The sequence below is a fragment of the Micromonospora sp. NPDC048063 genome (genome assembly GCF_043202855.1).
In the GTDB taxonomy this organism is placed as follows: domain Bacteria; phylum Actinomycetota; class Actinomycetes; order Mycobacteriales; family Micromonosporaceae; genus Micromonospora.
The window spans coordinates 596,336-620,767 of record NZ_JBIDBG010000002.1 but is presented as its reverse complement, the minus strand read 5'-3'; the positions used below and the strand labels follow the sequence as shown (position 1 = coordinate 620,767).

Sequence of the window (24,432 nt, the reverse complement as noted above, 5' to 3'; positions counted from 1 at the left end):
GGACGAAGGTGGGCGCAGCCCTGACCCGGTACCGCGTGATCGCCTGGATCGTCGGCGTGGCGCTGATCCTGCTGGTCGTCATCGGCATGCCGATGAAGTACGGCTTCGACAACCCGATCCTGGTGGAGACCGTGGGCCAGGCGCACGGCTTCCTCTACATGCTCTACCTGGTGGCCGCCTTCGACCTGTCCCGCCGGGCCGGCTGGCCGCTGAAGCGGATGGTCCTGGTCATGCTGGCCGGCACGGTGCCGTTCGTCTCGTTCTACGCCGAGCGCCGGGTCAGCGACTGGGTGACCGCCGACCGGGCCGAGCGCACCCCGGAGCCGGTGGCCGGCTGAGCCGAGCTACCGGCGGGGCCGCCACGGGTCCACGGAGGCGAGCGGATCCTCCCAGCCGCCGTACCGGTTCATCTCCCGGGCCCGGCGCAGGGCCCGGGTGACCTGGCCGAACTGCCGCTCGTTGTCGCTGCTGAACAGCAGCACCTGCTCGCCGCGCCGCCGGCCCCACAGCTCGTACGCCGGCGGTCGCCACCGGTCCCCCACCACCGCGACCAGCACCGGCAGCAGGAAGACGGCGCCCAGGATGAGGTACGCCCCGGCGGTGAGCCGTTGCAGCCCGCCGGTGAAGCCGAGCAGGAGCCCGACGCCGCCGAGCATCGCGCCCGTGACCACCACGGCGCGGACGGCGACGCGGTCGTGCGGCCCGCGGCTGGTCTCCAGGTGGGTCAGTTCCGTCACCCGCCAACTGTTGCGTCCGACCGTGAACCGGTCGACGGTCACGATGATCCCGGGTCGGGCATAGAGCAGAGTGTTCCGGCCGCCGGTCGCCCCCGGTGACCGCGTCTGTCGTGTCGTGGCGCCTTGAGGATTCACTGCGCTACCTCCCGCGGCTGAGTGCCGGGGTCGGCTCCCGCCGACGGATCGCATCAATGCCGGTCGACGGGATTCCCGGCTCCGCGGTTCATTGTGTGGCGCACGTGCCAGCCGATACGGCGCTTTTCACCCACCCCGGCGGGCGGCCGGCGGCAAGGCCGCCGGGTAGCGGCCTCCATGTCCGTCTTGTCGGTCATAGCGCCCCAGGCTCCGCCGGCATACGCCCAGAACGACGAAAGTCGCGTACCACCCGATCGACGACAATCAGCGGCACCGTCCGGCGACAGCGCACGATCGCCGCCACGTACGCGCGCCGGCGCGACCGACACACCCCGCCACTTTGCCAACATTCGCCCCGGCTTCAACTGCGGACGACTCCTGCCCCGGGTTACGTTGTCCGGGCCGGCCGGTCGACCGCCGTCCACCAGGACTGCACCGGCCCGGTGTCGCCGAGGGCCTCAGCAGCCCGCGGCGGCGTGCTGGGAGAGGAGCCTTCCGCTCTTGTCGTCCCTCAGGAACACGCTGCGCGCCCTGGTGGTCGCCGCGGTGACGGCCACGCTGGTCGCGCCCGCGGTGCCGGCCCGGGCCGAACCCACACCCGCCGAGCTGACCCGGCGGATCGAGAAGTCCTCCACCGAGCTGGAGCACGTCGTCGAGGCGTACAACAAGCTCCGCGAGGAGATGAAGGCGAACCAGGCCGCCGTGACCCGGGTGCAGGACCGGATCGGGCCGCTGGAGCAGCAGGCCGAGCGGAGCCGGGCGGACGTCGGCGAGCTGGCGGTGACCGCATACAAGACCGGCAGCCACCTGTCCACCACCGAGGCGCTGCTGCGTCCCGGCGGCTCCGACACCGTGCTGGACCGGCTGCACATGATCGACCGGCTCACCCGGCAGCGGCAGGAGACCATCGCCACCTTCACCAACGACCAGCGCCGCCTGCTCGCCGAGAAGACCCGGCTGGACGTCACGCTCGGTCGGCAGGCCGCCCAGGCCCGCGAGCTGACCGCCGCGAAGAAGCGGATCGAGCGCGACCTGGCCGAGCTCTACGAGCTGCGCCGCCAGGCGTACGGCCGGGCCACCGAGAAGCCGGCCGCCCGGCCCGACAGCGCGGACGGCGCTCCCGCGGTCTCCGGCCGGGCCGGCGTCGCCGTCCGGTACGCCTACGGCGCGCTCGGCAAGCCGTACGTCTGGGGCGCCGACGGACCGAACGGCTACGACTGCTCGGGCCTGACCTCGGCGGCCTGGCGGGCGGCCGGGAAGTCGCTGCCGCACAACGCCCGCATGCAGTGGGGCGCGGTCGCCCACATCAGCAGGGGCGAGCTGCGCCCCGGTGACCTGGTCTTCTACCGAGGGCTCGGGCACGTCGCGCTCTACGTCGGCGGCGGCCAGGTGATCGACGCCCCGAGCGCGGGGCGCAACGTGCTCAAGCGGGGCATGAACCTGATGCCCATCCAGGGCTACGGCCGGGTGCGCTGACCGCACCCGCAGACGGCGAACGGCCGGCGTCCCCCTATCGGACGCCGGCCGTTCGCCGTCATTCCTACCAGCTCAGGCTGCCTGCAGCCCCTCCGCGCGGGCCAGCTCGCGGAGCCGGCCGAGCGCCTGGATCTCCAGCTGCCGGATCCGCTCCCGGGAGAGCGAGAACCGCGAGGCCACCTCGGTGAGGGAGTGCTCACGGCCGTCCTCCAGCCCGTAGCGGGCCCGCATGATGCCGGCCGACCGGTCGTCGAGGTGGTTGAGCAGGCCCTCGATCCGCTGCCGCTCCAGGCCGGTGAGGACGATCTCCTCCGGCGACGGGGCGTCGCTGTCGGCCACCAGGTCACCGAGGTTGGTGTCGCCGTCGTCGCCGACCGGGGTGTCCAGCGACACCGTGTCCTGCGACCAGCGGACCAGCTCGTTGACCCGCTCGACGGTGACCCCGAGGGCCGCCGCGATCTGCTCCGGCTCCGGGTCGCTGCCCAGCTCGCGGGTGAGCTGCCGAGCCACGTTGCGCATCCGGTTGACGTCCTCGACCAGGTGCACCGGCAGGCGCACCGTGCGCTCCTGCTGCGCGATCGCCCGGCTGATGGCCTGACGGATCCACCAGGTCGCGTAGGTGGAGAACTTGTAGCCGCGCTCGTAGTCGAACTTCTCGACCGCCCGCACCAGGCCGGTGTTGCCCTCCTGGATCAGGTCCAGCATGGGCATGCCCGAGCGGACGTAGCGGCGGGCGATCGACACGACCAGCCGCAGGTTGGCGCGGATGAACAGGTCCTTGGCCCGCTCACCCTCGGCGACCAGCCGCTCCAGGTCTTCCCGGTCGGCACCGGCGGGGACGCGGTCCTCGCCGAGCAGGTGCTCGGCGTAGAGGCCGGCCTCGATGGCCTTGGAGAGGTCGACCTCCTTGGCGGCGTCCAGCAGTGGCGTCCGGGAGATCTCGTGAAGGTAGACGCCGACCAGGTCGCGCTCCTCGGCAACCTCGTCGGTTCGCATGCCGATGTTCTTGTCCACGTTGCCCACGGTCCCCTCGCTCGCGCCGGTTGCCCGGTTCCTTGCCATCCCCACGTCCATCAGCCCTCCCCCGTAACTTCCGCTGTGCCCACCGGTGCTGACACCTACACAACAGATGAGACGCGTCGGGGATTCCATGTCGTGAGTCGAAAGTGTCACGAATGCCTGATAATCCGCTGAGAGCACGGTCCACGTTTGCTGTCAGCACCCCGTGTGGCGGCGCTCCGATGGGCACCACGCAGGGTCGGCGGGTCGACGCGTCGCCGTTTGCCCCCGGTCCATGGCAACATCGCCCACCCCGGTGGCACAGCGACCCGGCTCACCGCAGCGCTGCGATCCTGGTCACTGCCAGATACGCGCCCGTGGACCGGTCGGTTCATCCACGCCCGTGGTAATACCCCACCCCCCGATGAACAATCCGCGCCCCGGATCTATGCCCGGCACGTGACGCAGCTCGCACGGAGGGGCGAACGGGAGGCGGTGCGGCGCTGCCCGGGGGGTGGGCCGGCGACGCGAGACGCTGTGACGTGGCGGCGGGCGAGGTGCGGGGTGACTCGGGCAACGGGCTTGGTACGGGCGGCCGGGTGAGGTCAGGGGTGACGCGGGGACGGGATGGAGGCGTGGCTGGGCCGGAGGGCGACGGCGGGCGCCGCGGTCAGGAGGCCAGCAGGGCCAGGGCGCCTCGGACCTGGTCGGCGGAGCGGGCGAGGGCGGCCCGCGCGGCCGACACCTCGGCCCCGGAGACGAGCGAGACCAGCGCGGTCTTCATGTCGCCGTCGGCCTCGCCGAGGGCCCGCCGGCAGATCTCCTCGGAGCAGCCGGTGGCCTCCATCAGGATCGAGATCATCCGGCCACGGAGCTTGGCGTTGGTGGCCACCATGTCGATCATCAGGTTCGAGTAGACCCGACCGAGCCGCACCATGACTGCCGTGGAGAAGGTGTTGAGCACCAACTTCTGCGCGGTGCCCGCCTTCATCCGGGTCGACCCGGTGACGACCTCGGGTCCGGTGTCCACGCCGATGAAGACGTCCACCGACCGGGCGGCCTCCGCCTCCGGGTTGGCACAGAGCAGCACGGTCGAGGCGCCCTTGGCCCGGGACGCGGCGAGCGCCCCCAGGACGTACGGCGTGCGCCCGCTCGCGGCGAGTCCGACCACGAGGTCGCCGGCGCGTACGCAGTCGGCGGCCTCGGCCGCCCCGCCCCGGTCGTCGTCCTCGGCGTCCTCGACCGCCCGCCACATGGCCTCCGGCCCGCCCGCGATGTGCGCGCAGAACCAGTGCCGGGGCGAGTTGAAGGTGGGGGCGAGCTCGGCGGCGTCGATCACCCCGAGCCGGCCAGAGGTGCCGGCGCCGAAGTAGTGCACCCGGTGCCCGCCGCGCAGCGCGGCCACCGCCAGGTCCACCGTCGCGGCGATCTCGTCCAGGACGTCCGCGACCGCGCCGGGCACCCGCCGGTCCGCCTCGTTGATCACCGAGAGCACGTCCCGCGTCGACATCAGGTCGAGGTCGACGCTGTGTGGATTGCGCCGCTCCGTCGGCGCGCCGACCCGGATCACCGGACGGGCCGCCATCGGGGTGGTCACGTCCTGCGGTTCCACCGCGCCGGCCGTCATGCCCGCCTCCGTCCCGAGCCGACCCGGTGCGACTGGACTGCCTCCGCGGTCGCCTCGAGGGCCTTGCGGGCCCGCGACCGGTTACGCGCCGCCACCCCGACGAAGAGGCAGTCGACGACGGTGAGCTGGGCGAGCCGGCTCGCCATCGCGCCGGAACGGTAGGTGGTCTCGCGGGCCGCGGTGGTGAGCACGAAGTCGGCGACCTCGGTGATCGGCGAGCGGGGGAAGTTGGTCAGCGCCACCGTGGCGGCGCCCCGGGCCCGGGCCTGCTCCAGCACCTCGACCACGTCTGAGGTGGTGCCGGTGTGCGAGATGCCGACCGCGACGTCACCCCGACCGAGCAGCGCGGCCGACGTCAGCGCGGTGTGCACGTCCGGGAAGTAGAAGGCGGTGCGGCCGATCCGGTGCAGCTTCTGCTGGAAGTCCGAGGCGACGAAGCCGCTGGCGCCGGCACCGTAGACGTCGATCCGGCCCGCGCCCGCGATGGCCTCGACGACCTGCTCGCAGATCGCCGGGTCGAGCTGCTCGGCCGTCTCCTCGACGGCGCGCGCGTCGTTGAACGCTATGGTGGCGATGATCTGGGCAAGGTCGGCGCCGGGCGGGATGTCACCGCCGACGACCCGGGCGTCCGGCGGCTCGACCCGGCGGGCGGCCTCGGCGGCGAGCCGGATCCGCAGCTGTGGGTAGCCGTCCATGCCGACCGACCGGCAGAACCGGATGACGGTCGCCTCGGATGTCTCGGCGGCGGTGGCGAGGTCGGTGATGGTCCGACGCGCGGCGCCGGCCGGGTCGGCGACGACCAGCCGGGCGACCCGCTGCTCAGCCGGCGACAACGACGGGAGCAGGCCGCTGATGTGGACGATCAGTCCACCCGGCTCGTGACTCGCAGAAATCTTCGGACTCTTCGCCACGGATGAAACTTACTTTCATGAGGCGTGAGCGTCAACCATGACTCCACGTGTTGGGGAAAACACCGCCCGCCGGGACCGCCGGATCTGCTCAGGGTGCCACTCCCCCGGTGCCGTCGCCTCCCCCGGGAGGGCGGCCCGGCCCTGCCGGTCGGCCGCCGTCGGCCACCGTCTCCGAAAAGACCATGCCACCTCTCCGCCTTCCGCGACGCCCCGTCACCGCGGCGGCGCCCGGGCCCGGGCGCCCCACGCCTCCGGGACGACCTCCCGGCGGGCGGCGCCGGGGCCGGGCCGGCACTAGCGTGTGGCGCATGGCGGATCGCAGTGTGCTGGTCACCGGCGGAACGGGCGGACTGGGCGGGGCGGTCACGGCCGCCTTCCTCGACGCGGGGTGGCGGGTGGTCGTACCCGGGCGGGAGCGACCGCCGGCGACGGAGCCGGCGGCGGGCGCTCCGGTCCGGCTGGTCGCGGACCTCACCGACCCGGCCGACGCGGAGCGGGCGGTCGCCGCGGCCGCCGACGATCCCGCGGCGCCGCTGCGGGCGGTGGTCAACCTCGTCGGCGGGTACGCCGGCGGCGGGCTGGTGCACGAGACCCCGGTCGAGGAGTTCGACCGGATGCTGACGGTGAACCTGCGACCGACCTGGCTGGTGACCCGGGCGGCGCTGCCGCGCCTGGTCGCGGCCGGCGGTGGCGCGGTGGTCTGCGTGTCCTCCCGTGCGGCCGTCGCCCCCTTCCCCGGCGCCGCCGGCTACGTGACCGCCAAGGCAGCCGTGCTCGCCTTCGCGAACGCGGTGGCCGTGGAGTACCGGGCGGCCGGGGTGCGCTGCAACACGGTGCTGCCGAGCGTCATCGACACCCCGGCGAACCGCGCGGCCCAGCCCACCGCCGACCACTCGCGCTGGGTCACGCCGGCCGAGATCGCGCCGGTGGTCCGTTTCCTCGCCTCCGACGAGTCGGCGCCGACCAGTGGCGCGAGCATCCCGGTCTACGGCCGCGCCTGACCGGCCCGGTCCGCCCGCGACCAGCCGGTCGCGCCCGACGGGGTCAGCCGGCCAGGCGGCCCGCCGCGACCGGCTCCACGGCCGGCGCGGCCACGACGGCGGGGCCGGCCACCGCGTGGGACGGGCCGTCGCGCCCGTCGGCGGCGTCGAGCCAGCCGGCGAGGTGGCCCCTGATCTGCCGGGACACCTCCTCCGGCGGGCGCCCGGCGTCGACCACCACGAAGGTCGGATGCTCCGGCAGCGCCCGGTACGCGGCGTCCGCGGCGGTCAGGTAGCGCATGCTCTCGTGATCGGTGCCGCGCTGCTCGATCCGCCGGTACGCCTCGGCCGGGTCGACGGTCAGCAGGAAGGTCACCTGCGGCCGCGGAAAGACCCGGTAGCCCACCCGGGCGAGCCGCTCCCAGCGCTGGCCCCCGTGGGCGCGGATGCTCGCGTACTGGCAGGCGGAGTAGCGGTCCATGACCGCGATCCGGCCCGTGGCCAGGCAGCCGAGCAGGGCGGCGGCGATGGCGAGCCAGCGCAGCACGGACTCCACGGCGAGCAGGCCGCCGCGCCCGACGAGACGCTGGGCGTCCGGCCGGCCGAGGCGGTGCGCGATGCGGCCGAGCCAGCGGCGCCCGCCCGCGTTGCGGTGATAGGTGGCGGGGTGTCCCGCCGCGGTGAGCGCGTCGGCGAGCCGGTGCGCCTGGGTGGTCTTGCCCGAGCCGTCGATGCCGATCAGGGCGACGGCGCGCAATCGGGCCCTGCCGCGCCGTGCCTCCGGTGATCTGGACACCCTGCACAGGCTATCCGACTCGCGCTCGCATTGCCGGAGATTTGTACCGTCTGCTCCCGGTTGACCCCACCCGCGCCTCCTGCCAGGTGTGGCCCCCCGGGATGCCGGGTACCGGAGTTGGATCAGCCGCCTACCACCATCGACGGGAGACGCCAATGGCCGAGCGCGGGGACGAGAGCCTGGTGCACACGCTGAAGAAGGTCGCCGCCGTGCTCAAGCAGGAAGAGATTCCCTTCGCGCTCGGCGGCAGCTTCGCCGTGTACGCCCACGGCGGCCACTCCAGCGAGCACGACGTCGACTTCCTCATCCGGGAGGTCGACGTGGAACGCGCCCTGGAGGCCCTGGTCGCGGCGGGTTTCACGGCCGAGCGCCCGCCCGAGGACTGGCTGGTCAAGGTCTTCGACGACGGGCGGATGGTCGACCTCATCCACCGGCCCATCGAGACGCCGGTGACCGAGGAGACGTTCGCCGACACGATGGTCCGGCCGGTCGACGCGATCCACATGCCGGTGCTCTCGGCCACCCAGTTGATGGTGCACAAGCTGCTCAGCTTCTCGCAGCACTACTGCGACTTCGCCCGGGGCCTGCCGCTCGCCCGTTCGTTGCGGGAGCAGATCGACTGGGAACGGGTACGCAAGGAGACGCAGCACTCGCCGTACGCGGAGGCGTTCCTGGTGCTGCTGGACCGGCTGGACGTGGTGCCGTACTCCGGCACCCCGCAGGGAGAGGGGACACCGTGACCGAGCACCGCGACGTCGCCACCGGGCCGCCCGACGAGTACGTCGAGGCGGAGGTACACCGGCTGCTCGCCGAGGACCCGGACGTGGCCGAGCAGGGGATCACCGTGGTCCGCCGGGAACGCGGCCTCGTGCTGTACGGCGAGGTGGAGAGCCCGCACCGGCGGGAGGAGATCCTGCGCCGGGTGGCCGAGCGCTTCCCGGACGTGCCGATCACCAGCGACATCGGGGTGATCCGCGCGCAGGCGCCCACGGAGATCGAGCAACTGCCCTGAGGAGGTGCCATGGTGATCCGGATCGCCGCCGTGGGTGACGTGCATCTGGACGAGGACGTGGTCGGCCGGTTCCGGCCGGCGCTGGAGGAGCTGCCCGAGCACGCCGACGTGCTGCTGCTCGCCGGTGACCTGACCCGACACGGGACGGAGTCGGAGGCCCGGTGCGTGGCCACCGAGTTCGGCGGACTGGGCGTGCCGGTGGTGACCGTGCTCGGCAACCACGACCACCAGTGCGACCAGGTGCCGCAGGTGGTCACGGTGCTGGAGGACGCCGGGATCAGGGTCCTGGAGGGCGACGGCGTCGTGCTGGAGTGCGCCGGCGGCCGGCTGGGCGTCGCCGGGGTGAAGGGGTTCGGCGGCGGGTTCGCCGGGCGCTGCGCCAGCGACTTCGGCGAGCCGGAGATGAAGGCGTTCGTCCGGACCACCACCGGGAGCGCGGACGCGCTGGCCGCGGCGCTGCGGGGGCTCGACTGCGACGTGCTGGTGGCGCTCACCCACTACTCGCCGGTGCCGGACACGCTCGCCGGCGAGCCGCTGGAGATCTACCCGTTCCTGGGGTCGTACCAACTCGGTCAGGCGATCGACTCGGCACCGACCGCGCTGGCGCTGCACGGGCACGCGCACGCCGGGACCGAGCGGGGCACCACGCCGGGCGGGGTACGCGTCCGCAACGTCGCCCACCCCGTGATCAAGCAGGCCTACAGCGTCTTCCACCTGGGCGACCACCTCGATCAACTGGAGGTTTCCCGCGTCGGCGGCTCGGGTATCCAGCAACCATGGAGCTGATTCTCTGGATTCTCGCAGTCGTACTCGTGGTCGCCGGCATCCTCGCGCTGTTCCGCCGGCAGATCCTGTGGGGCATCGTCCTCATCGTGGTGGGCCTGCTGGTCGGGCCGGGTGGTGTGAGCATCTTCAGTTGACGTGGCGGCCGTCCGCCGCCGACCGGGACCCGCCGGGGTCGTCGAGACCGGAACTCCGTCCTCCCGACGGGAGCATCCGGACCCGACGACCCCGGCGCCGTGCTGTCCGCGGGTGGCCGCTCCCGGCCGTGTGGCCGGATGACGGGGCCCCGGGACAGCCCGGGGCCCCGTCCCGCGCTCAGCAGCGGGGCACGTTGGGGATGTAGCCGTCGTGGCCGGTGTAGACGTACGCGTCGGCGATGTAGCGTCCGCTGCCGATCCGGTCCCAGATCGAACTGGTGCCGTAGGTGCCGGTGACGGTGGTGCCGCTGGTCTGGCAGTAGATGGTCACCCGGGTGCCGTCGGCGACGGTGCCCACCGCCTCGTAGCCGGTGCCGGGGCCGGAGCGGACGGTCAGCGGGGTCCCGCTGGTGTTGACCGTGCCGGAGCCGGTGGTGCTGCCGCAGCCGTTGTCGCTGGTGTAGGTCTTCGTCCCCCAGTAGAGGGCGAGCGCGCCGTTGAAACGGACCTGGATGTCGTTGCCGTTGAGCCGCTGCTCGTAGTGCAGGTGCGGGCCGGTGGAGCCGCCGGTGCTGCCGACCCAGCCGATCACCTTCCCGTAGCCGACGGTCTGCCCGACGGAGACGTTGAAGCCGTTGAGGTGGGCGTAGTAGGTGCTGTAGCCGCCGCCGTGGTCGATCCGGACGTACTTGCCGTAGCTGGTCCCGCCGAGGTCCGTGACCCGGTCGACGGTGCCCGGCGCGCTGGCGACCACCGGGTCGCCGAGGTCGTCGGTGCGGTTGAAGTCGATCGCGTACGCCGGGCTGTGGCCGGTCCGGGTCTGGCCGGACCAGGACTGCCCGCAGGGGAACGGCACCTTGAACGTCGGCGCGGCCATCGCCGGGGCCGCCGGGAGCAGCGCGCCCACGGCCAGCAGACCGGTCGCGAGCAGGCTGAGCCATCGCTTACGCATCCAGAACCTCCAATGTTGAAATTCTTCTATACCTACCTCCAGCGTGACAGAAATCGCCACTCCTGAAAAGATGCGGACGCGTGTCATGGGAGCGCGCCCACGCGGCAACGACGGGGTTTCCGGATTGTTACTCGGTCGTGTCCGGTCTGGGGTGGACCGGGTCGGATGCAAGCGCTTACATGTGTTGATGCCAAATCGGACCGGCGCGCGTTCGATCCCCCACGCGCCGGCAAGGAAGGAGAACGGCATGGCGTTTGCCAGATCACGCCAGGCTCTCGCGATCGCCGGCGTACTGGGGCTGGCGCTGAGCGTCACCGCCTGCGGCACCGGCAACGACAAGAAGAGTGACGCCGCGGGTTCCGCGGAGTGCGCCGCATACGAGAAGTACGGCGACAACGACGGCAAGAAGGTCACGATCTACTCGTCGATCCGGGACATCGAGGCCGACCGCCTGGCGGAGTCCTGGAAGCAGTTCGAGGACTGCACCGGCATCAAGATCGACCACGAGGGCAGCGCCGAGTTCGAGGCGCAGCTCGGCGTCCGGGTCGACGGCGGCAACGCGCCCGACCTCGCGTTCATCCCGCAGCCGGGTCTGCTCAAGCGCTTCGCCGACGCGGGCAAGCTCAAGCCGGTCGGCGCCGACACCAAGAAGATGGCGGAGGAGAACTACCCGGCCGACTGGCTGAAGTACAGCACCGTCAACGGCCAGTTCTACGGCGCCCCGCTCGGCTCGAACGTGAAGTCGTTCGTGTGGTACTCGCCGAAGACCTTCAAGGAGAAGGGCTGGACCGTCCCGACCACCTGGGACGACCTGATCAAGCTCAGCGACCAGATCGCCGCCACCGGCACCAAGCCGTGGTGCGCCGGCATCGAGTCCGGTGACGCCACCGGCTGGCCGGCCACGGACTGGATCGAGGACGTGATGCTGCGGACGCAGACCCCCGAGGTCTACGACCAGTGGACCACCCACGGCATCCCGTTCAACGACCCGAAGGTCGCCGAGGCCGTCGACAAGGCCGGCACGATCCTCAAGAACGAGAAGTACATGAACGGCGGCTACGGCGGCGTGAAGAGCATCGCCACCACCGCCTTCGGCGAGGCCGGCCTCCCGATCACCACCGGCAAGTGCGCGCTGCACCGGCAGGCCTCCTTCTACGCGAACCAGTGGCCGAAGGGCACCAAGGTGGCCGAGGACGGCGACGTCTTCGCCTTCTACTTCCCGGCGATCGACCCCGCGAAGGGCAAGCCGGTGCTGGGCGGCGGCGAGTTCGTCGCGGCCTTCACCGACCGCCCCGAGGTCCAGGCGGTGCAGACCTACCTCGCCTCGGGCGAGTACGCCAACAGCCGCGCCAAGATCGGTGACTGGGTGTCGGCGAACAACAAGCTCGACCTGGCCAACGTCGCCAACCCGATCGACAAGCTCTCCGTCCAGATCCTCCAGGACAAGAGCTCGGTCTTCCGCTTCGACGGCTCCGACCTGATGCCGGCCACGGTCGGCGCGGGGACGTTCTGGAAGGGCATGGTCGACTGGATCAACGGCAAGGACACCGCGACGGTGCTGAACGGCATCGAGAGCAGCTGGAAGTGATCTGAACGGTGGGCCGGTCCGCGGACGCGGGCCGGCCCACCGGCAGATCCAGACCTGGGAGGGTCGATGGAGTTCGACTTCGCGGAGGAACAGCCAAAGTTCCTCATGCTGATGTACGGGCTGATCGCTTTCGTCGCGGTGGTGGGCGGTCTGCTCCTGCTCCTCGACGTGGTGCCGGCCTGGTTCGCCCGCCGCCGGGAGGCGCAACTCGTCGCCGCCTCCGCGAGCGGCGCCCCGCTCCCCCGCCGGCGCAAGCCGCGCGAGGGCGTGTTCGCGCTCTTCTTCCTGCTGCCGACGCTGCTGCTGCTGACCGTCGGGCTGGTGGTGCCGGCCATCCGCACCACGATGCTGTCCTTCATGGACGCGGGCAGCAACGACTGGGTGGGGCTGCGCAACTACGGCTGGATGTTCTCGGAGGACTCGATCGTCCGGGTGCTGCTGAACACCCTGATCTGGGTGCTCCTCGTCCCGCTGGTCGCCACCGCGTTCGGCCTGATCTACGCGGTCATGGTGGACAAGGCCCGGTTCGAGGCGGTCGCCAAGTCACTGATCTTCCTGCCGATGGCGATCTCCTTCGTCGGCGCCAGCATCATCTGGAAGTTCGTGTACGCCTACCGCGGCGACGGGCAGGAGCAGATCGGCCTGCTCAACCAGATCGTGGTGAGCCTCGGCGGCGAACCGAAGCAGTGGCTGCTGGAGTCGCCGCTGAACACGCTGCTGCTGATCGTGATCATGGTGTGGATCCAGGCCGGGTTCGCCATGGTGGTGCTCTCCGCCGCCATCAAGGCCATCCCCGCCGACATCGTGGAGGCGGCCCGCCTCGACGGGGTCACCCCGTGGCAGATGTTCTGGCAGATCACCATGCCGAGCATCCGGCCGGCGCTGATCGTGGTCGTGGTGACGCTGTCGATCGCCACGCTCAAGGTCTTCGACATCGTCCGGACGGCCACCAACGGCAACTACGACACCAGTGTGATCGCCAACGAGATGTACAACCAGGCGTTCCGGTACGGCCAGAACGGGCAGGGCTCGGCGCTGGCGGTCTTCCTGTTCGTCCTGGTGGTGCCGATCGTGATCTACCAGATCCGCAACCTCCGACAGCAGCGGAAGGGCTGAGATGACCACCGCAACGCCCACCGTCGCCGCCGGCACCCAGAAGACCGACGGCCGCACGTCCACCACCGCCGCGCGGGTGCGCAAGCGGCTGAACAGCCGCACCGCCACCCTCGTGTCGATCGTCATCGCGGTGCTCTGGACCATCCCGACCTTCGGCCTGTTCATCTCGTCGTTCCGGCCGGAGGACCAGATCAAGAGCAGCGGGTGGTGGACCTTCTTCACCGACCCGCAGTTCACCTTCGAGAACTACCAGGAGGTGCTGTTCGGGCGTTCCTCGTCGTCCGGGCAGCTCGCCAGCTACTTCATCAACTCGCTGGCGATCACCGTCCCGTCGGTGCTCTTCCCGCTCGCCTTCGCGGCCCTGGCCGCGTACGCGCTGGCCTGGATCAACTTCCGGGGGCGGGACTGGGTGTACATCGCGATCTTCGCGCTGCAGATCGTGCCGCTGCAGATGGCGCTGGTGCCGCTGCTGAAGTTCTTCTCCACCGGGGTCACCGTCGGCGGGGTCACCGTGCTGCCCGCCTGGGACCTGGTCGACGAACAGAAGTTCGCGCAGGTGTGGTTCGCGCACACCTGCTTCGCGCTGCCGTTCGCGGTCTTCCTGCTGCACAACTTCATCTCGCAGCTCCCGGGAGACCTGATGGAGGCCGCCCGGGTCGACGGGGCCACCCACCCGAAGATCTTCCGCACCATCGTCCTGCCGCTGATCACCCCGGCGCTGGCCGCGTTCGGCATCTTCCAGTTCCTCTGGGTCTGGAACGACCTGCTGGTGGCGTTGATCTTCGCCGGTGGCGGCAACGAGACCGCTCCGCTCACCGTCCGGCTGGCCGAGATGGCCGGCACCCGGGGCAACGAGTGGCAGCGGCTCACCGCCGGCGCGTTCATCTCGATCGTCGTACCGCTGATCGTCTTCCTGTCCCTCCAGCGCTACTTCGTGCGGGGCCTGCTCGCCGGCAGCGTCAAGGGCTGACGCCTCTCCGCCGCCGCCGGGACACCGGCGGCGGCGGAGCCGGCGCGAAGCGGGGGTACCGTGACGAAGATCGATGATGTCGCACGCCTGGCCGGGGTCTCCACGGCCACCGTCTCCCGGGCGCTGCGTGGGCTCCCGACGGTCTCGGCCGCGACCCGGCGGCGCGTGCTCGCGGCGGCCGAGCAACTGGAGTACGCCGTCTCGCCGAGCGCCTCCCGGCTGGCCGGCGGGCGCACCGGCGCCATCGCGGTCGTGGTCCCGCGGATCACCCGGTGGTTCTTCGCCACCGTCGTGGAGTCCGTCGAGGAGTTCCTCCACCAGTCGGGCTACGACCTGCTGCTGCACAACCTCGGCGGGCGGGAGCAGACCCGCCAGCGGGTGCTGAGCGCCGCCAACCTGCACAAGCGGGTGGACGCGATCATGCTGGTCGCCACGCCGCTGCGCCCCGCCGACCTGATCGCCCTGACGAAGCTGGCGCTGCCCGGGGTGACCGTCAGCTCCGGCTCGGTCGTGCCGGGCTGGCCCTGCGTACGCATCGACGACGTGGACGCCGCGCGGACCGCCACCCGCCACCTGCTCGACCTGGGCCACCGCCGGATCGCGCACATCTCCGGCGACCCGGAGGACGAGCTGGCCTTCACCACGCACCTCGACCGGCGGCGGGGCTACCGGGACGCGCTGCGCGACGCCGGCCTCGCCCCGGACCCGGACCTGGACGTGGAGTCGCAGTTCACCATCGACGGCGGCACGCGCGCCACCGAGGAGCTGCTCCGCCGCGGCGACGCGCCGACGGCGATCTTCGCCGCCTGCGACGAGATGGCGATGGGGGCGATGACGGCACTGCGGGACGCCGGCCTGCGGGTGCCGCAGGACGTCAGCGTCATCGGCGTCGACGACCACGACCTGGCCCGCGTCGTCGGCCTGAGCACGATCGCCCAGCCCGCGGCGGAGCAGGGCCGGCTGGCCGCCCGGATGCTGCTCGACCCGCTCGTCGGCCGGCGACCGGAGCCGCCCGGCCCCGACGCGGGCGCGGGCCGCGCCCCGGCCCGCCGGGCAGCCGGCGACCCGCCGGGAACGCCCGTGATCCTGCCCACTCGACTGATCGTGCGGGAATCGACCGCGCCGCCCCGGGCACACTGACGGGGACCGCCGATCCCCGGCACCACGCACCCGACCGTACGGCTCGACACACGGGAGAAGGCCCTGAACAGCAACCCGACACACCAGGACACGCCCACCGACGCGGCCACCGGTTGGTGGACGCGGGCCGTCATCTACCAGGTCTATCCGCGCTCCTTCGCCGACTCCGACGGCGACGGGATCGGTGACCTGCCCGGCATCACCGCCCGCCTCGACCACCTCGTCGAGCTGGGCGTCGACGCGGTCTGGCTGTCGCCGTTCTATCCGTCGCCGCAGGCCGACGCCGGCTACGACGTGGCCGACTACCGCGACGTCGACCCGCTCTTCGGCGGCCTCGCCGACGCGGACCGGCTGATCGCCGAGGCGCACTCGCGCGGGCTGCGGGTGATCGTCGACCTGGTGCCCAACCACACGTCGTCGGCGCACCGCTGGTTCACCGCGGCGCTCGCCGCCGCCCCGGGCAGCCCCGAACGCGACCGGTACGTGTTCCGGGACGGCCTGGGACCGGACGGCGACCGCCCGCCGAACGACTGGCAGAGCGTCTTCGGCGGGCCGGCCTGGACCCGGGTCACCGACCCCGACGGCCGACCCGGCCAGTGGTACCTGCACCTGTTCGACACCGGGCAGCCCGACCTCAACTGGGACAACCCCGAGGTGCGGGCGGAGTTCCTGGACGTGCTGCGGTTCTGGCTGGACCGGGGCGTGGACGGCTTCCGGGTCGACGTGGCGCACGGCCTGATCAAGCAGGCCGACCTGGCCGACTGGCAGGAGCCGCAGGAGATCCTCTCCGGGCGGGAGGTCGACAAGCCGCGTCCGCCGATGTGGGACCAGGACGGCGTGCACGACATCTACCGGGAGTGGCGCCGGCTGCTGGACGGCTACCCGGGCGAGCGGATCCTGGTCGCCGAGGCATGGGTCGAGCCGGCCGAGCGGCTGGCCCGGTACGTGCGCCCCGACGAGATGCACCAGGCGTTCAACTTCGAGTACCTGCTCGCCTCGTGGACCGCGCCCGCCCAGTACGCGGTGATCACCCGCTCGCTGGAGGCCACCGACGCGGTCGGCGCCCCGACCACCTGGGTGCTGTCCAACCACGACGTGGTCCGGCACGCGTCCCGGCTCGGGTTGCCCGTCGGCGGCAAGCGGCCCAACGGCATCGGCATCGGCGACCCGCAGCCGGACGCCGCGCTCGGCCTGCGCCGGGCCCGGGCGGCCACCCTGCTGATGCTCGCCCTGCCCGGCTCGGCCTACCTCTACCAGGGCGAGGAGCTGGGCCTGCCGGAGCACACCACGATGCCCGACGAGGCGCGGCAGGACCCGACCTGGGTACGCAGCGCGCACACCGAGCGGGGCCGGGACGGCTGCCGGGTGCCGATCCCGTGGGAGGCCGACGCCCCGTCGTACGGCTTCGGGCCGACCGACGCGAGCTGGCTGCCGCAGCCGCCGGTCTGGGCGGAGCACGCCCTGGACCGGCAGCGGGGCGTGCCCGGCTCGACGTACGAGCTGTACCGGACGGCACTGCGGCTACGCCGCGAGCACGACCTCGGCGCGGGCCCGCTGGAGTGGCTCGCCAGCGGCGACGAGGTGCTCTCCTTCCGCAACGGCGGGCTGACCGTGCTGACCAACTTCGGCGACGCCGCCGTGCCGCTGCCGGCCGGCACCGAACTGGTGCACGCCAGCGCCCCGCTCGACACCGACGGCGCCGTCCCCACCGACGTCACGGTCTGGGTCCGGCCGGCCTGAGCTGTAAGGAAGGGCCCCTTGTTAACGCTATGCGTTAACAAGGGGCCCTTCCTTACAGCCGCTCGGCGCGGGTGTGCAGGAGGTCGTGGACGTCGGCGATGTCGGTCGGCGAGGTCCGCGACGCCAGCCAGTACATGATCCCGGTCGGGATGAAGAAGAGCTGGAAGGCGGCCAGCCCGACGGCGTAGTTCAGCGGCGGCGGGAAGGCCGCCCGCAGCCCGTGGAAGGCGACCCCGACCAGCCCGTTGCCGGCCGCCCGTCCGACGCCGTTCACCAGGTTGCCGAGGCTGTAGACGGTGCCCCGGTGCTCGGGCGGGTTGACGTCGGCGATCAGGGCGAACCAGTTCGGCGAGTTCGCGGAGGTCAGCGCCAACGCCACCACGGCGGTGAGCAGGCTCAGCCCGACCGTCGGCTCGGTGACCACGCTGGCCAGCACCGCCCGGACCACCGTCCCCGCGCCGGCGCCGTCGGGCACGTCGATGCGGATCGGCACGAAGAAGAGCACCAGGTAGAACGGCAGCGCCGCGAGGATGCCGACCGCCGCGACCAGCGCCCGCCCCCTCGGCGTACGGCGTTGCAGGGCGTCGCCGACCAGCCCGCCGACGATGGAGAGCACCCCGCCGAGCTGGAACAGGGTGGCGAAGACGCTGCCCACCACCACGGCGGTGGCGGCGGAGTAGCCCTGGTCCTCGGCCCGCTCGGCGAAGAGCACGGGCAGCCAGACCAGCGACCCGAAGGCCGCCTGTGCGGTGAGGCCCTGCAGGATCAGCCACCGGTTCGTCCGCCTGCCGAGGATCCTCGGCAGGTCCGCCCGGCTGATCCGGTAGTCGTACTCGGCGCCGGTGGCGAGCGCGTCGGCCAACTCCGGCTCGCTCTGGCCCCGGCGGATGTCGTAGGTGAACAGGTAGGCGGCGGTCGCCAGCAGGCCGACCACCGTCAGCGCCAGGAACGGCCGCCGCCAGTCGGCCGCCCCGAGCAGCCCGCCGACCAGCGTGCCGGCCAGCGTGCCGCCCCCCTGGGACAGCCCCCAGAAGCTCATCACCAGCCCCCGCCGGCGGGGTGAGATCAGGTCGGTGACGACCGAGAACCCGACCGACCCGACGGCGCCCAGCCCGACCGCCGCCAGCAGTTGCGCGGCCAGGAACGCGGGGTAGTTCGCCGCGACCGCGCTGCCGCCGGTGCCCAGCGCCCAGATCAGGGTGCCGACCATCAGCAGCGGCTTGCGGTTCGCGCGGTCGCCGACGTACGCCCAGCCCACCGCCGCCACCGCGCTGGCCAGGAAGCTCACGGCGGTGACCAGGCCGAGCAGCCGCCGCGGCACGTCGAAGGCGTCGGCGATCGGCCCGTACAGCGGGGGCACCAGGCCGATCGCCACGTTGTCCAGCGAGGCGAGCAGCACGAAGACCACGACGCTGTAGAACCGGTGCGCGGCCGAGCCGCCCCAGACCCGCGCCGCCCCGCCCCTCATCAAGGTCATGAGCGGCAGCCAACCAGGGTCAGGTCACGAGCGGGTGACGGCGCGCGGGCGGGTCGGGCGGCTCAGAGGTAGCCGCCGATCGCGGGCGGGGCCGCGGGCGTGGCCGGCGTGCCCGCACGCAGCGCGTACAGCTCGGCGAGGGTGGCCCCCTGGGGCGGCACCCCCGCCGACGTGCCCAGCCAACCCGTCGCCTCCTCGTACGACAGCGGGCCCACCTCGATCCGGGCCAGGCAGCGCCCGGGGCGGACCACGGCCGGGTGCAGCCGGGACAGGTCCTCGTTCGTGGTGATGGCGACGAGCACGTCGCGCCCCTGCCCGAGCAGCCCGTCGGTCAGGTTGAGCAGCCGGGACAGCGCCTGGCCGGCGGCCTGCTTCGCCTCGCCCCGGATCAGCTCGTCGCAGTCCTCCAGGATGAGCAGCCGCCACCGGCGACCCGTGCCCGGCTCGCCGTCCTCGTCCCCGACCGCCACCTCCGACAGGTACGCCGGGTCCGCGAAGAGCACGTCCGGGTCCAGCACGGCGTCGACCTGGCACCACTCGCGCCACGCCCGGGCGAGGGCGCGCAGGGCGGTGGTCTTCCCCGTCCCGGGCGCTCCGTGCAGGAGCACCAACCGGCCGGCGAGTTGCTCCGGGGTGGTCGCCATCAGCGCGTCGAGCGCGGTGCGCGCCCCGGCGGCGTAGTTCGGCCGGATCTGCGCCCACTCCGGCGCGGCGATCGACCGCACGTCCCGCTGGCTGCCGCGGCGGGGGTTCTGGTGCCAGAAGCCGATCCGGCCGGCACCCGGGTCCTCCGGTTCGGCGGCGCCGTCGACGATCCGGTCGAGGGCCGCCCGGCCGATCTCCTCGGTCACGGCCGTGACGGTCACCTCGGCGCCCCGCCCCTTCCAGGTGACCACCCGGGCCGTCCAGCCGTCGCCGGCGAGCAGGCGGGACCGCTGCCGGTTCTCCACCGCCGTACGCAGCAGCCGCCCGTCGGGGGCGGTCAGGGGCGCGTCGGGGCGCACCCGGGAGAGCCGGACCGTGTGCGACCACGGGTGCCGGCCGGTGACGAAGTCCGCCAGGACCAGCGCGTCGATGACGTCGCAGGGGGTGTCCGCGTCGTCGTACTGGAGCATCGAGGGGATGCCGGTCCCGACGGTCACCGGCGCCTCGTCCGCTTGGGGGGTGGTTCGCATCCGTCGATGATCGCGAGCCGGGGCGCGCCCGTACAGTCGTTTACTCCTCGACGGCCGGGGCGCGGTCGAGTCGGTCGAGGAAGCGGTCGCGGGCGGCGGCGTACCGCTCGCGGACGGCGGGGACGGGCGCGGCGGCGTACTCCTCGGTGTCCCGGACCGGCCAGGTGGGGGGCGCCGCGCCGCCCAGGGCGACCCAGGCGGCCTGGCGGGCGGCGCCGTCGGCGACGTACTCCCCGGGCGGCGGGACGACCACCGGCACCCCGAGGACCTCGGGCGCGATCCGGCGCACCGCCACCGAGCGGGCTCCCCCGCCGACGAGGATCACCCGGCGCACCGTGGCGCCCTGGGCGGTAAGCGCGTCGAGGCCGTCGGCGAGGGCGCAGAGCAGGCCCTCGACGGCGGCCCGGGCCAGGTGGGCCGGGGTCGAGGTGCGCAGGGTCAGTCCGTGTACCGCGCCGGTGGCCAGCGGCCGGTCCGGGGTCCGCTCGCCCTCGAGGTAGGGCACCACGACCAGGCCGTCCGCGCCGGCGGGGGCGGCGAGCGCCAGCGCGGCCAGCTCCTCCAGGTCGACCCGGAGCAGGGCCGCGGCGGCGTCGAGCACGCGGGCGGCGTTGAGCGTGCAGACCAGCGGCAGGAAGCGGCCGGTGGCGTCGGCGAAACCGGCGACCGCGCCGGTCGGGTCGGCGGCGGGGGTGTCGGCGACGCTGAACACGGTGCCGGAGGTGCCGATGGAGAGCACCACGTCGCCCGGCCCCGCGCCGACTCCGAGCGCGGCGGCGGCGTTGTCCCCCGTGCCGGGGCCGAGCACGGCCCCGTCGGGGAGTCCCGGGCCGGCCGGGAGGGCGTCGGGGCGCAGCGCGCCGGCCGGTTCCGCCGGGCCGAGCACGGCCGGCACGTGCGGGCGCCGGCCGAAGGCGCGCTCCAGCAGGTCGAGCCGGTAGTCGCCGGTGGCCGGGGACCAGTAGCCGGTGCCGCTGGCGTCGCCCCGGTCGGTGCGCAGCGCCGCCAGGCCGGGCGCGCCGGCCAGCCGCCAGGTCAGCCAGTCGTGTGGCAGGCAGACGGCCGCCACCCGGGCCGCGTGCTCCGGCTCGTGCCGGGCCAGCCAGCGCAGCTTGGTGGCGGTGAAGCTGGCCACGGGCACGCTGCCGACCGCGTCCGCCCAGAACCGGCGGCCGGCCGCCCCGCCGCCGGCCTCCTCGACCAGCTCGGCGGCGGCCCCGGCGGAGCGGGTGTCGTTCCACAGCAGCGCGGGCCGGACGACGGTACCCGCCGCGTCGAGGCAGACCATGCCGTGCTGCTGGCCGGCGACGGAGACCGCCGCGACGTCGGCCAGCCCGCCGGCGGCGTCGACCGCCGCGGCCAGCGCGGACCACCACGCCGACGGGTCGACCTCGGTGCCGTCCGGGTGCGGTGCCCGGCCCTGCCGGAGCAGGGCACCGGTCTCCGCGTCCCGGACGACGACCTTGCAGGACTGGGTCGAGGAGTCGACCCCCGCGACGAGCGGCATCTCCGGCGGCCCTCAGCGCGCGCCGAGCAGGTGCTCGACGGCGAGCTGGTTGAGCCGGACGAAGCCGAAGCCCCGCGCGGCGGCCCCGTCGACGTCGAACTCCTCGAACGCGGAACGGTCGGCGAGCAGGTCGGCGTGGCCCTCTCCCGCCGCCAGCGTCGGCGTGCCGAGGTCGGCGACCCGGCTGGCCGCCAGCGCCTCGGCCACCTCCGGATCCGCTCGGAAGGCCGCCGCCCGCTCCTTGAGCAGGAGGTACGTCCGCATGTTCGCCTCCGCCGACGCCCAGACGCCGGTCGTGTCCTCGGTGCGCGAGGGCTTGTAGTCGAAGTGCCGGGGGCCGTCGTAGGCGGGCGCGCCGCCGGGGCCGCCGTGCTCCAGCAGGTCGACCAGGGCGAACGCGTTGAGCAGGTCGCCGTGGCCGAAGACCAGGTCCTGGTCGTACTTGACGCCGCGCTGGCCGTTGAGGTCGATGTGGAACAGCTTGCCCTGCCAGAGCGCCTGGGCGATGCCGTGGGCGAAGTTCAGCCCGGCCATCTGCTCGTGCCCGACCTCGGGGTTGAGCCCGACCAGCTCGGGGTGGGCCAGGGTGGAGATGAAGGCGAGGGCGTGTCCGACGGTGGGCAGGAGGATGTCGCCGCGCGGCTCGTTCGGCTTGGGCTCCAGGGCGAAGCGCAGGTCGTAGCCGCGGTCGACGACGTACTGGCAGAGCAGGTCGACGGCCTCCCGGTAGCGGTCCAGGGCGGCCCGGACGTCCTTGGCTAGGTCGTACTCGGCGCCCTCCCGGCCGCCCCACATCACGAAGGTGCGGGCGCCGAGGTCGGCGGCGAGGTCGACGTTGCGCAGCACCTTGCGCAGCGCGTAGCGCCGGACGTCGCGGTCGTTGCTGGTGAATCCGCCGTCCTTGAACACCGGGTGGGTGAACAGGTTGGTGGTCACCATGGGCACCACCAGGCCGCTCTCGTCGAGCGCCTTGCGGAACCGGGCGACGTGCCCGTCGCGGGTGGCGGCGTCCACGCCGAAGGGCACCAGGTCGTCGTCGTGGAACGTGATCCCGTACGCCCCGAGCCCGGCGAGCCGGTGCACCGCCTCGACCGGGTCCAGCTCCGGCCGGGTGGCGTCGCCGAACGGGTCGCGGGCCTGCCAGCCCACCGTCCAGAGGCCGAAGGAGAACTTGTCGGCGGGAGTGGGACGGGGCGCCATGGCAGACCTCCGGGGGTGTCGTCCGCTATTTGTTCAGTGGTTGAATTATTCGATCGACCTGTGGCAGCGTCAAGGAGTGACCCGACCCGACGCCCCGCCGGGGCCGGTCCGGCAGGGCAGCCTGCGCGAGTGGAACCTCGCCGTGGTGCTCGGCCGGATCGCCGCCGCCGACCGCCCGCCGTCCCGGGCCGAGCTGGCCACCCGGACCGGCCTGACCCGGGCCACCGTCTCGGCCGTGGTGGAGGACCTGCTCGCCGGCCGGCTGGTGCGCGAGGCGGAGCCGACGCCGCGGACCGGCGCGGGGCGGCCGTCCCGGGGCCTGGTGCTCGCCACCGACGGCCCGGCCGGGCTTGGCCTGGAGGTCAACGTCGACTACCTGGCCGCCTGCGTGGTCGACCTCGCCGGCCGGGTCCGCCACCACACGGTGCTCCGCGCCGACCTCCGGCCGGTCTCCCCCGCCGAAGCCGTCGCCCGGCTGGCCGACCTGGCCGCCCACGCCCGTGCCGAGGCGGCCCGCGCGGGGCTCACCCTGGCCGGCGCGGCCCTCGCGGTGCCCGGCCTGGTCGACGACGCCGGGCTGGTCCGCCTCGCGCCGAACCTGGGCTGGCGCGACGTGCCCGTTCCCGCCCTCCTCGCCAGGCATCCGCCGCTGACCGCGGACGTGGACGGCGTGCCACCGCTGGTGGTCGACAACGAGGCCAACCTCGCCGCGCTGGGTGAGCTGCACGCCGGACCGGCCGGCCCGGCCAGCTTCCTGCACGTCTCCGGCGAGGTCGGCATCGGCGCCGGGATCGTCCTGGACGGCTCCCTGTTCCGGGGCGCCCGCGGCTGGAGCGGCGAGATCGGCCACGTCCCGGTCCGCCCCGACGGCCGGCCGTGCCGGTGCGGGGCTCGGGGCTGCCTGGAGACGTACGCCGGTCAGGAGGCCATCCTCGCGGCGGCCGGCCTGGCCGGCGCGGACCTCCCGGCGGACACCGCGACGACCCGGCTCGCGGAGCTGGCCGGGGCGGGCGACCCGGCGGCGCTGCACGCCCTGGCCGACGCCGGAACCGCGCTCGGGGTCGCCGTGGCCGGGGTGGTCAACCTGCTGGACCTGGACACCGTGGTGCTCGGCGGCGGGTACGCCCCGCTGGCGCCCTGGCTCCGCCCGCCGGTGCTCGCCGAGGTCTCCCGCCGGGTGCTCACCGCGGCCTGGTCGCCGGTCACCGTCCGCCCCGCGGCGCTCGGCGGCGCGGCGGCGGCCGTCGGCGGGGCCGGTTCGGTGATCCGCCGGATCCTCGCCCGACCCGCCGGCTGGCTGACCCGGCAGCCCTGAGCCACTCCTCCGATGGGCGGCCGGCGCGGCCCGGGCGTGCCGCCGGCGGGTCAGGCCGTCCTGGCCACCCTCGGCTCGTCGCCGGGCCACTCCTGCTTCGGTGGGCCGACCCGAGGCTCCGCCGGGCCGCCCGCGTCGGACCAGGGGCCGGCCGGCTCGACGGACTGGACGGACGCGTGGCGGCGACGCGCCGCCTCGTCGAACTCCCGCATGCCCCGCAGCAGGGCCTGCCGCCCCTCGGGGGTCATGTCGCCGAGGATCGCCGCGAGCTGCTGCCGCCGGTCGTCGCGCAGCTCGGCGAGGAGCCGGTGGGCCTCCGGGGTGAGGTGCAGCGAGATCTCCCGCCGGTCGAGGCGGCCGGGCTCGCGTTCCATCATGCCGGCGGCGACCAGCCGGTCACAGAGCCGGCTGGCGGAGGAGAGCAGCATGTCGAGCCCGGTGGCCAGGCGGCGGAGGTTGATCCCGTCGTGCTGCTCGACCAGCATGATCGCGCGCAGCTGGGCGCCGGAGACGCGGCTGGTCGTGCGCTCCCGCGCGGCCTCCCAGACCGTCAGCAGGGCGTCGGCCACCGCGTCGAGCTCGGCAGCCATACTCGTCTGGGGCCCCTGGGGACCGTGCACTTCCGCCATGGTGCGCCCGAGACTACTCCGAAACCGCTG

Annotated in this window: 24 protein-coding genes; 13 read left to right on the top strand and 11 right to left on the bottom strand. The window is 73.4% G+C overall.

Annotated elements, in window-relative coordinates:
- The first annotated feature begins 8 nt into the window (after window positions 1-8).
- Complete coding sequence (locus tag ACGFZ2_RS07600) at window positions 9-338, top strand: DUF3817 domain-containing protein (RefSeq protein ID WP_393260866.1); 330 nt, start codon at window positions 9-11, stop codon at window positions 336-338.
- Between the two features lie 6 nt (window positions 339-344).
- Here ACGFZ2_RS07600 and ACGFZ2_RS07595 read toward each other — a convergent pair whose 3' ends face one another.
- Window positions 345-926 carry a DUF6232 family protein gene (locus ACGFZ2_RS07595; RefSeq protein ID WP_393260868.1) on the bottom strand — a complete coding sequence of 194 codons (582 nt, stop codon included), beginning with the start codon at window positions 924-926 and terminating at the stop codon, window positions 345-347.
- A 447-nt stretch (window positions 927-1,373) separates the two neighbouring features.
- Between ACGFZ2_RS07595 and ACGFZ2_RS07590 the strand changes: the two genes are divergently transcribed.
- The gene (locus ACGFZ2_RS07590) at window positions 1,374-2,348 is read left to right on the top strand and encodes an NlpC/P60 family protein (RefSeq protein WP_393451101.1); all 975 of its coding nucleotides are present in this window, start codon (window positions 1,374-1,376) and stop codon (window positions 2,346-2,348) included.
- Window positions 2,349-2,420: 72 nt separating this feature from the next.
- Here the strand turns inward: ACGFZ2_RS07590 and ACGFZ2_RS07585 are convergent, their stop codons facing one another.
- The 3 genes from ACGFZ2_RS07585 to ACGFZ2_RS07575 all read right to left on the bottom strand — a co-directional run bounded on the left by ACGFZ2_RS07585 (window position 2,421) and on the right by ACGFZ2_RS07575 (window position 5,885).
- A complete protein-coding gene (locus ACGFZ2_RS07585) occupies window positions 2,421-3,410 on the bottom strand; it encodes a sigma-70 family RNA polymerase sigma factor (protein ID WP_357699892.1) in 990 nt (329 codons plus the stop codon).
- Window positions 3,411-4,017: 607 nt separating this feature from the next.
- The gene (gene murQ, locus ACGFZ2_RS07580; RefSeq protein WP_393451098.1) at window positions 4,018-4,974 is read right to left on the bottom strand and encodes an N-acetylmuramic acid 6-phosphate etherase; all 957 of its coding nucleotides are present in this window, start codon (window positions 4,972-4,974) and stop codon (window positions 4,018-4,020) included.
- Window positions 4,971-5,885 (bottom strand): MurR/RpiR family transcriptional regulator, encoded by a 915-nt coding sequence (locus tag ACGFZ2_RS07575; RefSeq protein ID WP_393260876.1) that lies wholly within the window; start codon window positions 5,883-5,885, stop codon window positions 4,971-4,973. The genes murQ and ACGFZ2_RS07575 overlap by 4 nt, the downstream gene beginning before the upstream one ends.
- Before the next feature lie 308 nt (window positions 5,886-6,193).
- Between ACGFZ2_RS07575 and ACGFZ2_RS07570 the strand changes: the two genes are divergently transcribed.
- Window positions 6,194-6,886, top strand: coding sequence for an SDR family oxidoreductase (locus ACGFZ2_RS07570; protein WP_393260878.1), 693 nt, complete (start codon window positions 6,194-6,196; stop codon window positions 6,884-6,886).
- Between the two features lie 43 nt (window positions 6,887-6,929).
- On the opposite strand, the gene ACGFZ2_RS07565 is transcribed toward ACGFZ2_RS07570, so the two are convergent.
- Window positions 6,930-7,661 carry a dTMP kinase gene (locus tag ACGFZ2_RS07565; protein WP_393451095.1) on the bottom strand — a complete coding sequence of 244 codons (732 nt, stop codon included), beginning with the start codon at window positions 7,659-7,661 and terminating at the stop codon, window positions 6,930-6,932.
- 101 nt (window positions 7,662-7,762) lie between these two features.
- Here ACGFZ2_RS07565 and ACGFZ2_RS07560 point away from each other — a divergent pair, with 101 nt between their 5' ends.
- From ACGFZ2_RS07560 to ACGFZ2_RS07545, 4 genes are read left to right on the top strand one after another with little or no spacing between them, the layout of a single operon-like run.
- Window positions 7,763-8,401 (top strand): nucleotidyltransferase, encoded by a 639-nt coding sequence (locus ACGFZ2_RS07560; protein WP_393260883.1) that lies wholly within the window; start codon window positions 7,763-7,765, stop codon window positions 8,399-8,401.
- Window positions 8,398-8,673: a hypothetical protein gene (locus ACGFZ2_RS07555; RefSeq protein WP_393260885.1), complete on the top strand. Its 276-nt coding sequence runs from the start codon at window positions 8,398-8,400 to the stop codon at window positions 8,671-8,673. The genes ACGFZ2_RS07560 and ACGFZ2_RS07555 overlap by 4 nt, the downstream gene beginning before the upstream one ends.
- A gap of 9 nt (window positions 8,674-8,682) precedes the next feature.
- Window positions 8,683-9,459, top strand: coding sequence for a metallophosphoesterase (locus ACGFZ2_RS07550; protein WP_393260888.1), 777 nt, complete (start codon window positions 8,683-8,685; stop codon window positions 9,457-9,459).
- A complete protein-coding gene (locus ACGFZ2_RS07545; RefSeq protein ID WP_018786997.1) occupies window positions 9,450-9,593 on the top strand; it encodes a GPGG-motif small membrane protein in 144 nt (47 codons plus the stop codon). The genes ACGFZ2_RS07550 and ACGFZ2_RS07545 overlap by 10 nt, the downstream gene beginning before the upstream one ends.
- Window positions 9,594-9,771: 178 nt before the next feature.
- On the opposite strand, the gene ACGFZ2_RS07540 is transcribed toward ACGFZ2_RS07545, so the two are convergent.
- Window positions 9,772-10,545 (bottom strand): peptidoglycan DD-metalloendopeptidase family protein, encoded by a 774-nt coding sequence (locus ACGFZ2_RS07540; RefSeq protein ID WP_393303405.1) that lies wholly within the window; start codon window positions 10,543-10,545, stop codon window positions 9,772-9,774.
- A gap of 247 nt (window positions 10,546-10,792) precedes the next feature.
- On the opposite strand from ACGFZ2_RS07540, the gene ACGFZ2_RS07535 reads away from it, so the two are divergent.
- The 5 genes from ACGFZ2_RS07535 to ACGFZ2_RS07515 all read left to right on the top strand — a co-directional run bounded on the left by ACGFZ2_RS07535 (window position 10,793) and on the right by ACGFZ2_RS07515 (window position 17,099).
- Window positions 10,793-12,133, top strand: a complete 1,341-nt coding sequence (locus ACGFZ2_RS07535) for an ABC transporter substrate-binding protein (RefSeq protein ID WP_393260892.1) — start codon at window positions 10,793-10,795, stop codon at window positions 12,131-12,133.
- 66 nt (window positions 12,134-12,199) lie between these two features.
- A complete protein-coding gene (locus tag ACGFZ2_RS07530) occupies window positions 12,200-13,249 on the top strand; it encodes a carbohydrate ABC transporter permease (RefSeq protein WP_393260893.1) in 1,050 nt (349 codons plus the stop codon).
- Between the two features lies 1 nt (window position 13,250).
- Window positions 13,251-14,219, top strand: a complete 969-nt coding sequence (locus ACGFZ2_RS07525) for a carbohydrate ABC transporter permease (RefSeq protein WP_393260896.1) — start codon at window positions 13,251-13,253, stop codon at window positions 14,217-14,219.
- A gap of 60 nt (window positions 14,220-14,279) precedes the next feature.
- Entirely contained in the window at window positions 14,280-15,359 is a 1,080-nt protein-coding gene (locus ACGFZ2_RS07520) for a LacI family DNA-binding transcriptional regulator (RefSeq protein WP_393260898.1), read from the top strand.
- Window positions 15,360-15,422: 63 nt separating this feature from the next.
- Window positions 15,423-17,099, top strand: coding sequence for an alpha-amylase family glycosyl hydrolase (locus ACGFZ2_RS07515; protein WP_393261653.1), 1,677 nt, complete (start codon window positions 15,423-15,425; stop codon window positions 17,097-17,099).
- Between the two features lie 52 nt (window positions 17,100-17,151).
- On the opposite strand, the gene ACGFZ2_RS07510 is transcribed toward ACGFZ2_RS07515, so the two are convergent.
- From ACGFZ2_RS07510 to xylA, 4 genes are all read right to left on the bottom strand, one after another.
- Window positions 17,152-18,576: an MFS transporter gene (locus ACGFZ2_RS07510; RefSeq protein WP_393451092.1), complete on the bottom strand. Its 1,425-nt coding sequence runs from the start codon at window positions 18,574-18,576 to the stop codon at window positions 17,152-17,154.
- 62 nt (window positions 18,577-18,638) lie between these two features.
- Window positions 18,639-19,751, bottom strand: coding sequence for a DUF5925 domain-containing protein (locus ACGFZ2_RS07505; RefSeq protein WP_393260902.1), 1,113 nt, complete (start codon window positions 19,749-19,751; stop codon window positions 18,639-18,641).
- 40 nt (window positions 19,752-19,791) lie between these two features.
- A complete protein-coding gene (gene xylB / locus ACGFZ2_RS07500; protein ID WP_393451089.1) occupies window positions 19,792-21,258 on the bottom strand; it encodes a xylulokinase in 1,467 nt (488 codons plus the stop codon).
- A gap of 12 nt (window positions 21,259-21,270) precedes the next feature.
- The gene (xylA, locus tag ACGFZ2_RS07495) at window positions 21,271-22,458 is read right to left on the bottom strand and encodes a xylose isomerase (protein ID WP_393451086.1); all 1,188 of its coding nucleotides are present in this window, start codon (window positions 22,456-22,458) and stop codon (window positions 21,271-21,273) included.
- A gap of 76 nt (window positions 22,459-22,534) precedes the next feature.
- Between xylA and ACGFZ2_RS07490 the strand changes: the two genes are divergently transcribed.
- Complete coding sequence (locus ACGFZ2_RS07490) at window positions 22,535-23,773, top strand: ROK family protein (protein ID WP_393451083.1); 1,239 nt, start codon at window positions 22,535-22,537, stop codon at window positions 23,771-23,773.
- Window positions 23,774-23,823: 50 nt separating this feature from the next.
- On the opposite strand, the gene ACGFZ2_RS07485 is transcribed toward ACGFZ2_RS07490, so the two are convergent.
- Entirely contained in the window at window positions 23,824-24,363 is a 540-nt protein-coding gene (locus tag ACGFZ2_RS07485; RefSeq protein WP_393451080.1) for a MarR family winged helix-turn-helix transcriptional regulator, read from the bottom strand.
- Window positions 24,364-24,432 lie beyond the last annotated feature (69 nt).

Bases quoted from the DNA above. Each gene is read 5' to 3' on its own strand.
- ACGFZ2_RS07510 (WP_393451092.1), bottom strand. From the start codon at position 18,576: ATGACCTTGATGAGGGGCGGGGCGGCGCGGGTCTGGGGCGGCTCGGCC.
- ACGFZ2_RS07545 (WP_018786997.1), top strand. From the start codon at position 9,450: ATGGAGCTGATTCTCTGGATTCTCGCAGTCGTACTCGTGGTCGCCGGC.
- ACGFZ2_RS07560 (WP_393260883.1), top strand. From the start codon at position 7,763: ATGCCGGGTACCGGAGTTGGATCAGCCGCCTACCACCATCGACGGGAG.
- ACGFZ2_RS07585 (WP_357699892.1), bottom strand. From the start codon at position 3,410: ATGGCAAGGAACCGGGCAACCGGCGCGAGCGAGGGGACCGTGGGCAAC.
- xylA (WP_393451086.1), bottom strand. From the start codon at position 22,458: ATGGCGCCCCGTCCCACTCCCGCCGACAAGTTCTCCTTCGGCCTCTGG.
- murQ (WP_393451098.1), bottom strand. From the start codon at position 4,974: ATGACGGCCGGCGCGGTGGAACCGCAGGACGTGACCACCCCGATGGCG.
- ACGFZ2_RS07540 (WP_393303405.1), bottom strand. From the start codon at position 10,545: ATGCGTAAGCGATGGCTCAGCCTGCTCGCGACCGGTCTGCTGGCCGTG.
- ACGFZ2_RS07530 (WP_393260893.1), top strand. From the start codon at position 12,200: ATGGAGTTCGACTTCGCGGAGGAACAGCCAAAGTTCCTCATGCTGATG.
- ACGFZ2_RS07535 (WP_393260892.1), top strand. From the start codon at position 10,793: ATGGCGTTTGCCAGATCACGCCAGGCTCTCGCGATCGCCGGCGTACTG.
- ACGFZ2_RS07595 (WP_393260868.1), bottom strand. From the start codon at position 926: ATGCGATCCGTCGGCGGGAGCCGACCCCGGCACTCAGCCGCGGGAGGT.
- ACGFZ2_RS07570 (WP_393260878.1), top strand. From the start codon at position 6,194: ATGGCGGATCGCAGTGTGCTGGTCACCGGCGGAACGGGCGGACTGGGC.
- ACGFZ2_RS07525 (WP_393260896.1), top strand. From the start codon at position 13,251: ATGACCACCGCAACGCCCACCGTCGCCGCCGGCACCCAGAAGACCGAC.
- ACGFZ2_RS07505 (WP_393260902.1), bottom strand. From the start codon at position 19,751: ATGCGAACCACCCCCCAAGCGGACGAGGCGCCGGTGACCGTCGGGACC.
- ACGFZ2_RS07550 (WP_393260888.1), top strand. From the start codon at position 8,683: ATGGTGATCCGGATCGCCGCCGTGGGTGACGTGCATCTGGACGAGGAC.
- xylB (WP_393451089.1), bottom strand. From the start codon at position 21,258: ATGCCGCTCGTCGCGGGGGTCGACTCCTCGACCCAGTCCTGCAAGGTC.
- ACGFZ2_RS07485 (WP_393451080.1), bottom strand. From the start codon at position 24,363: ATGGCTGCCGAGCTCGACGCGGTGGCCGACGCCCTGCTGACGGTCTGG.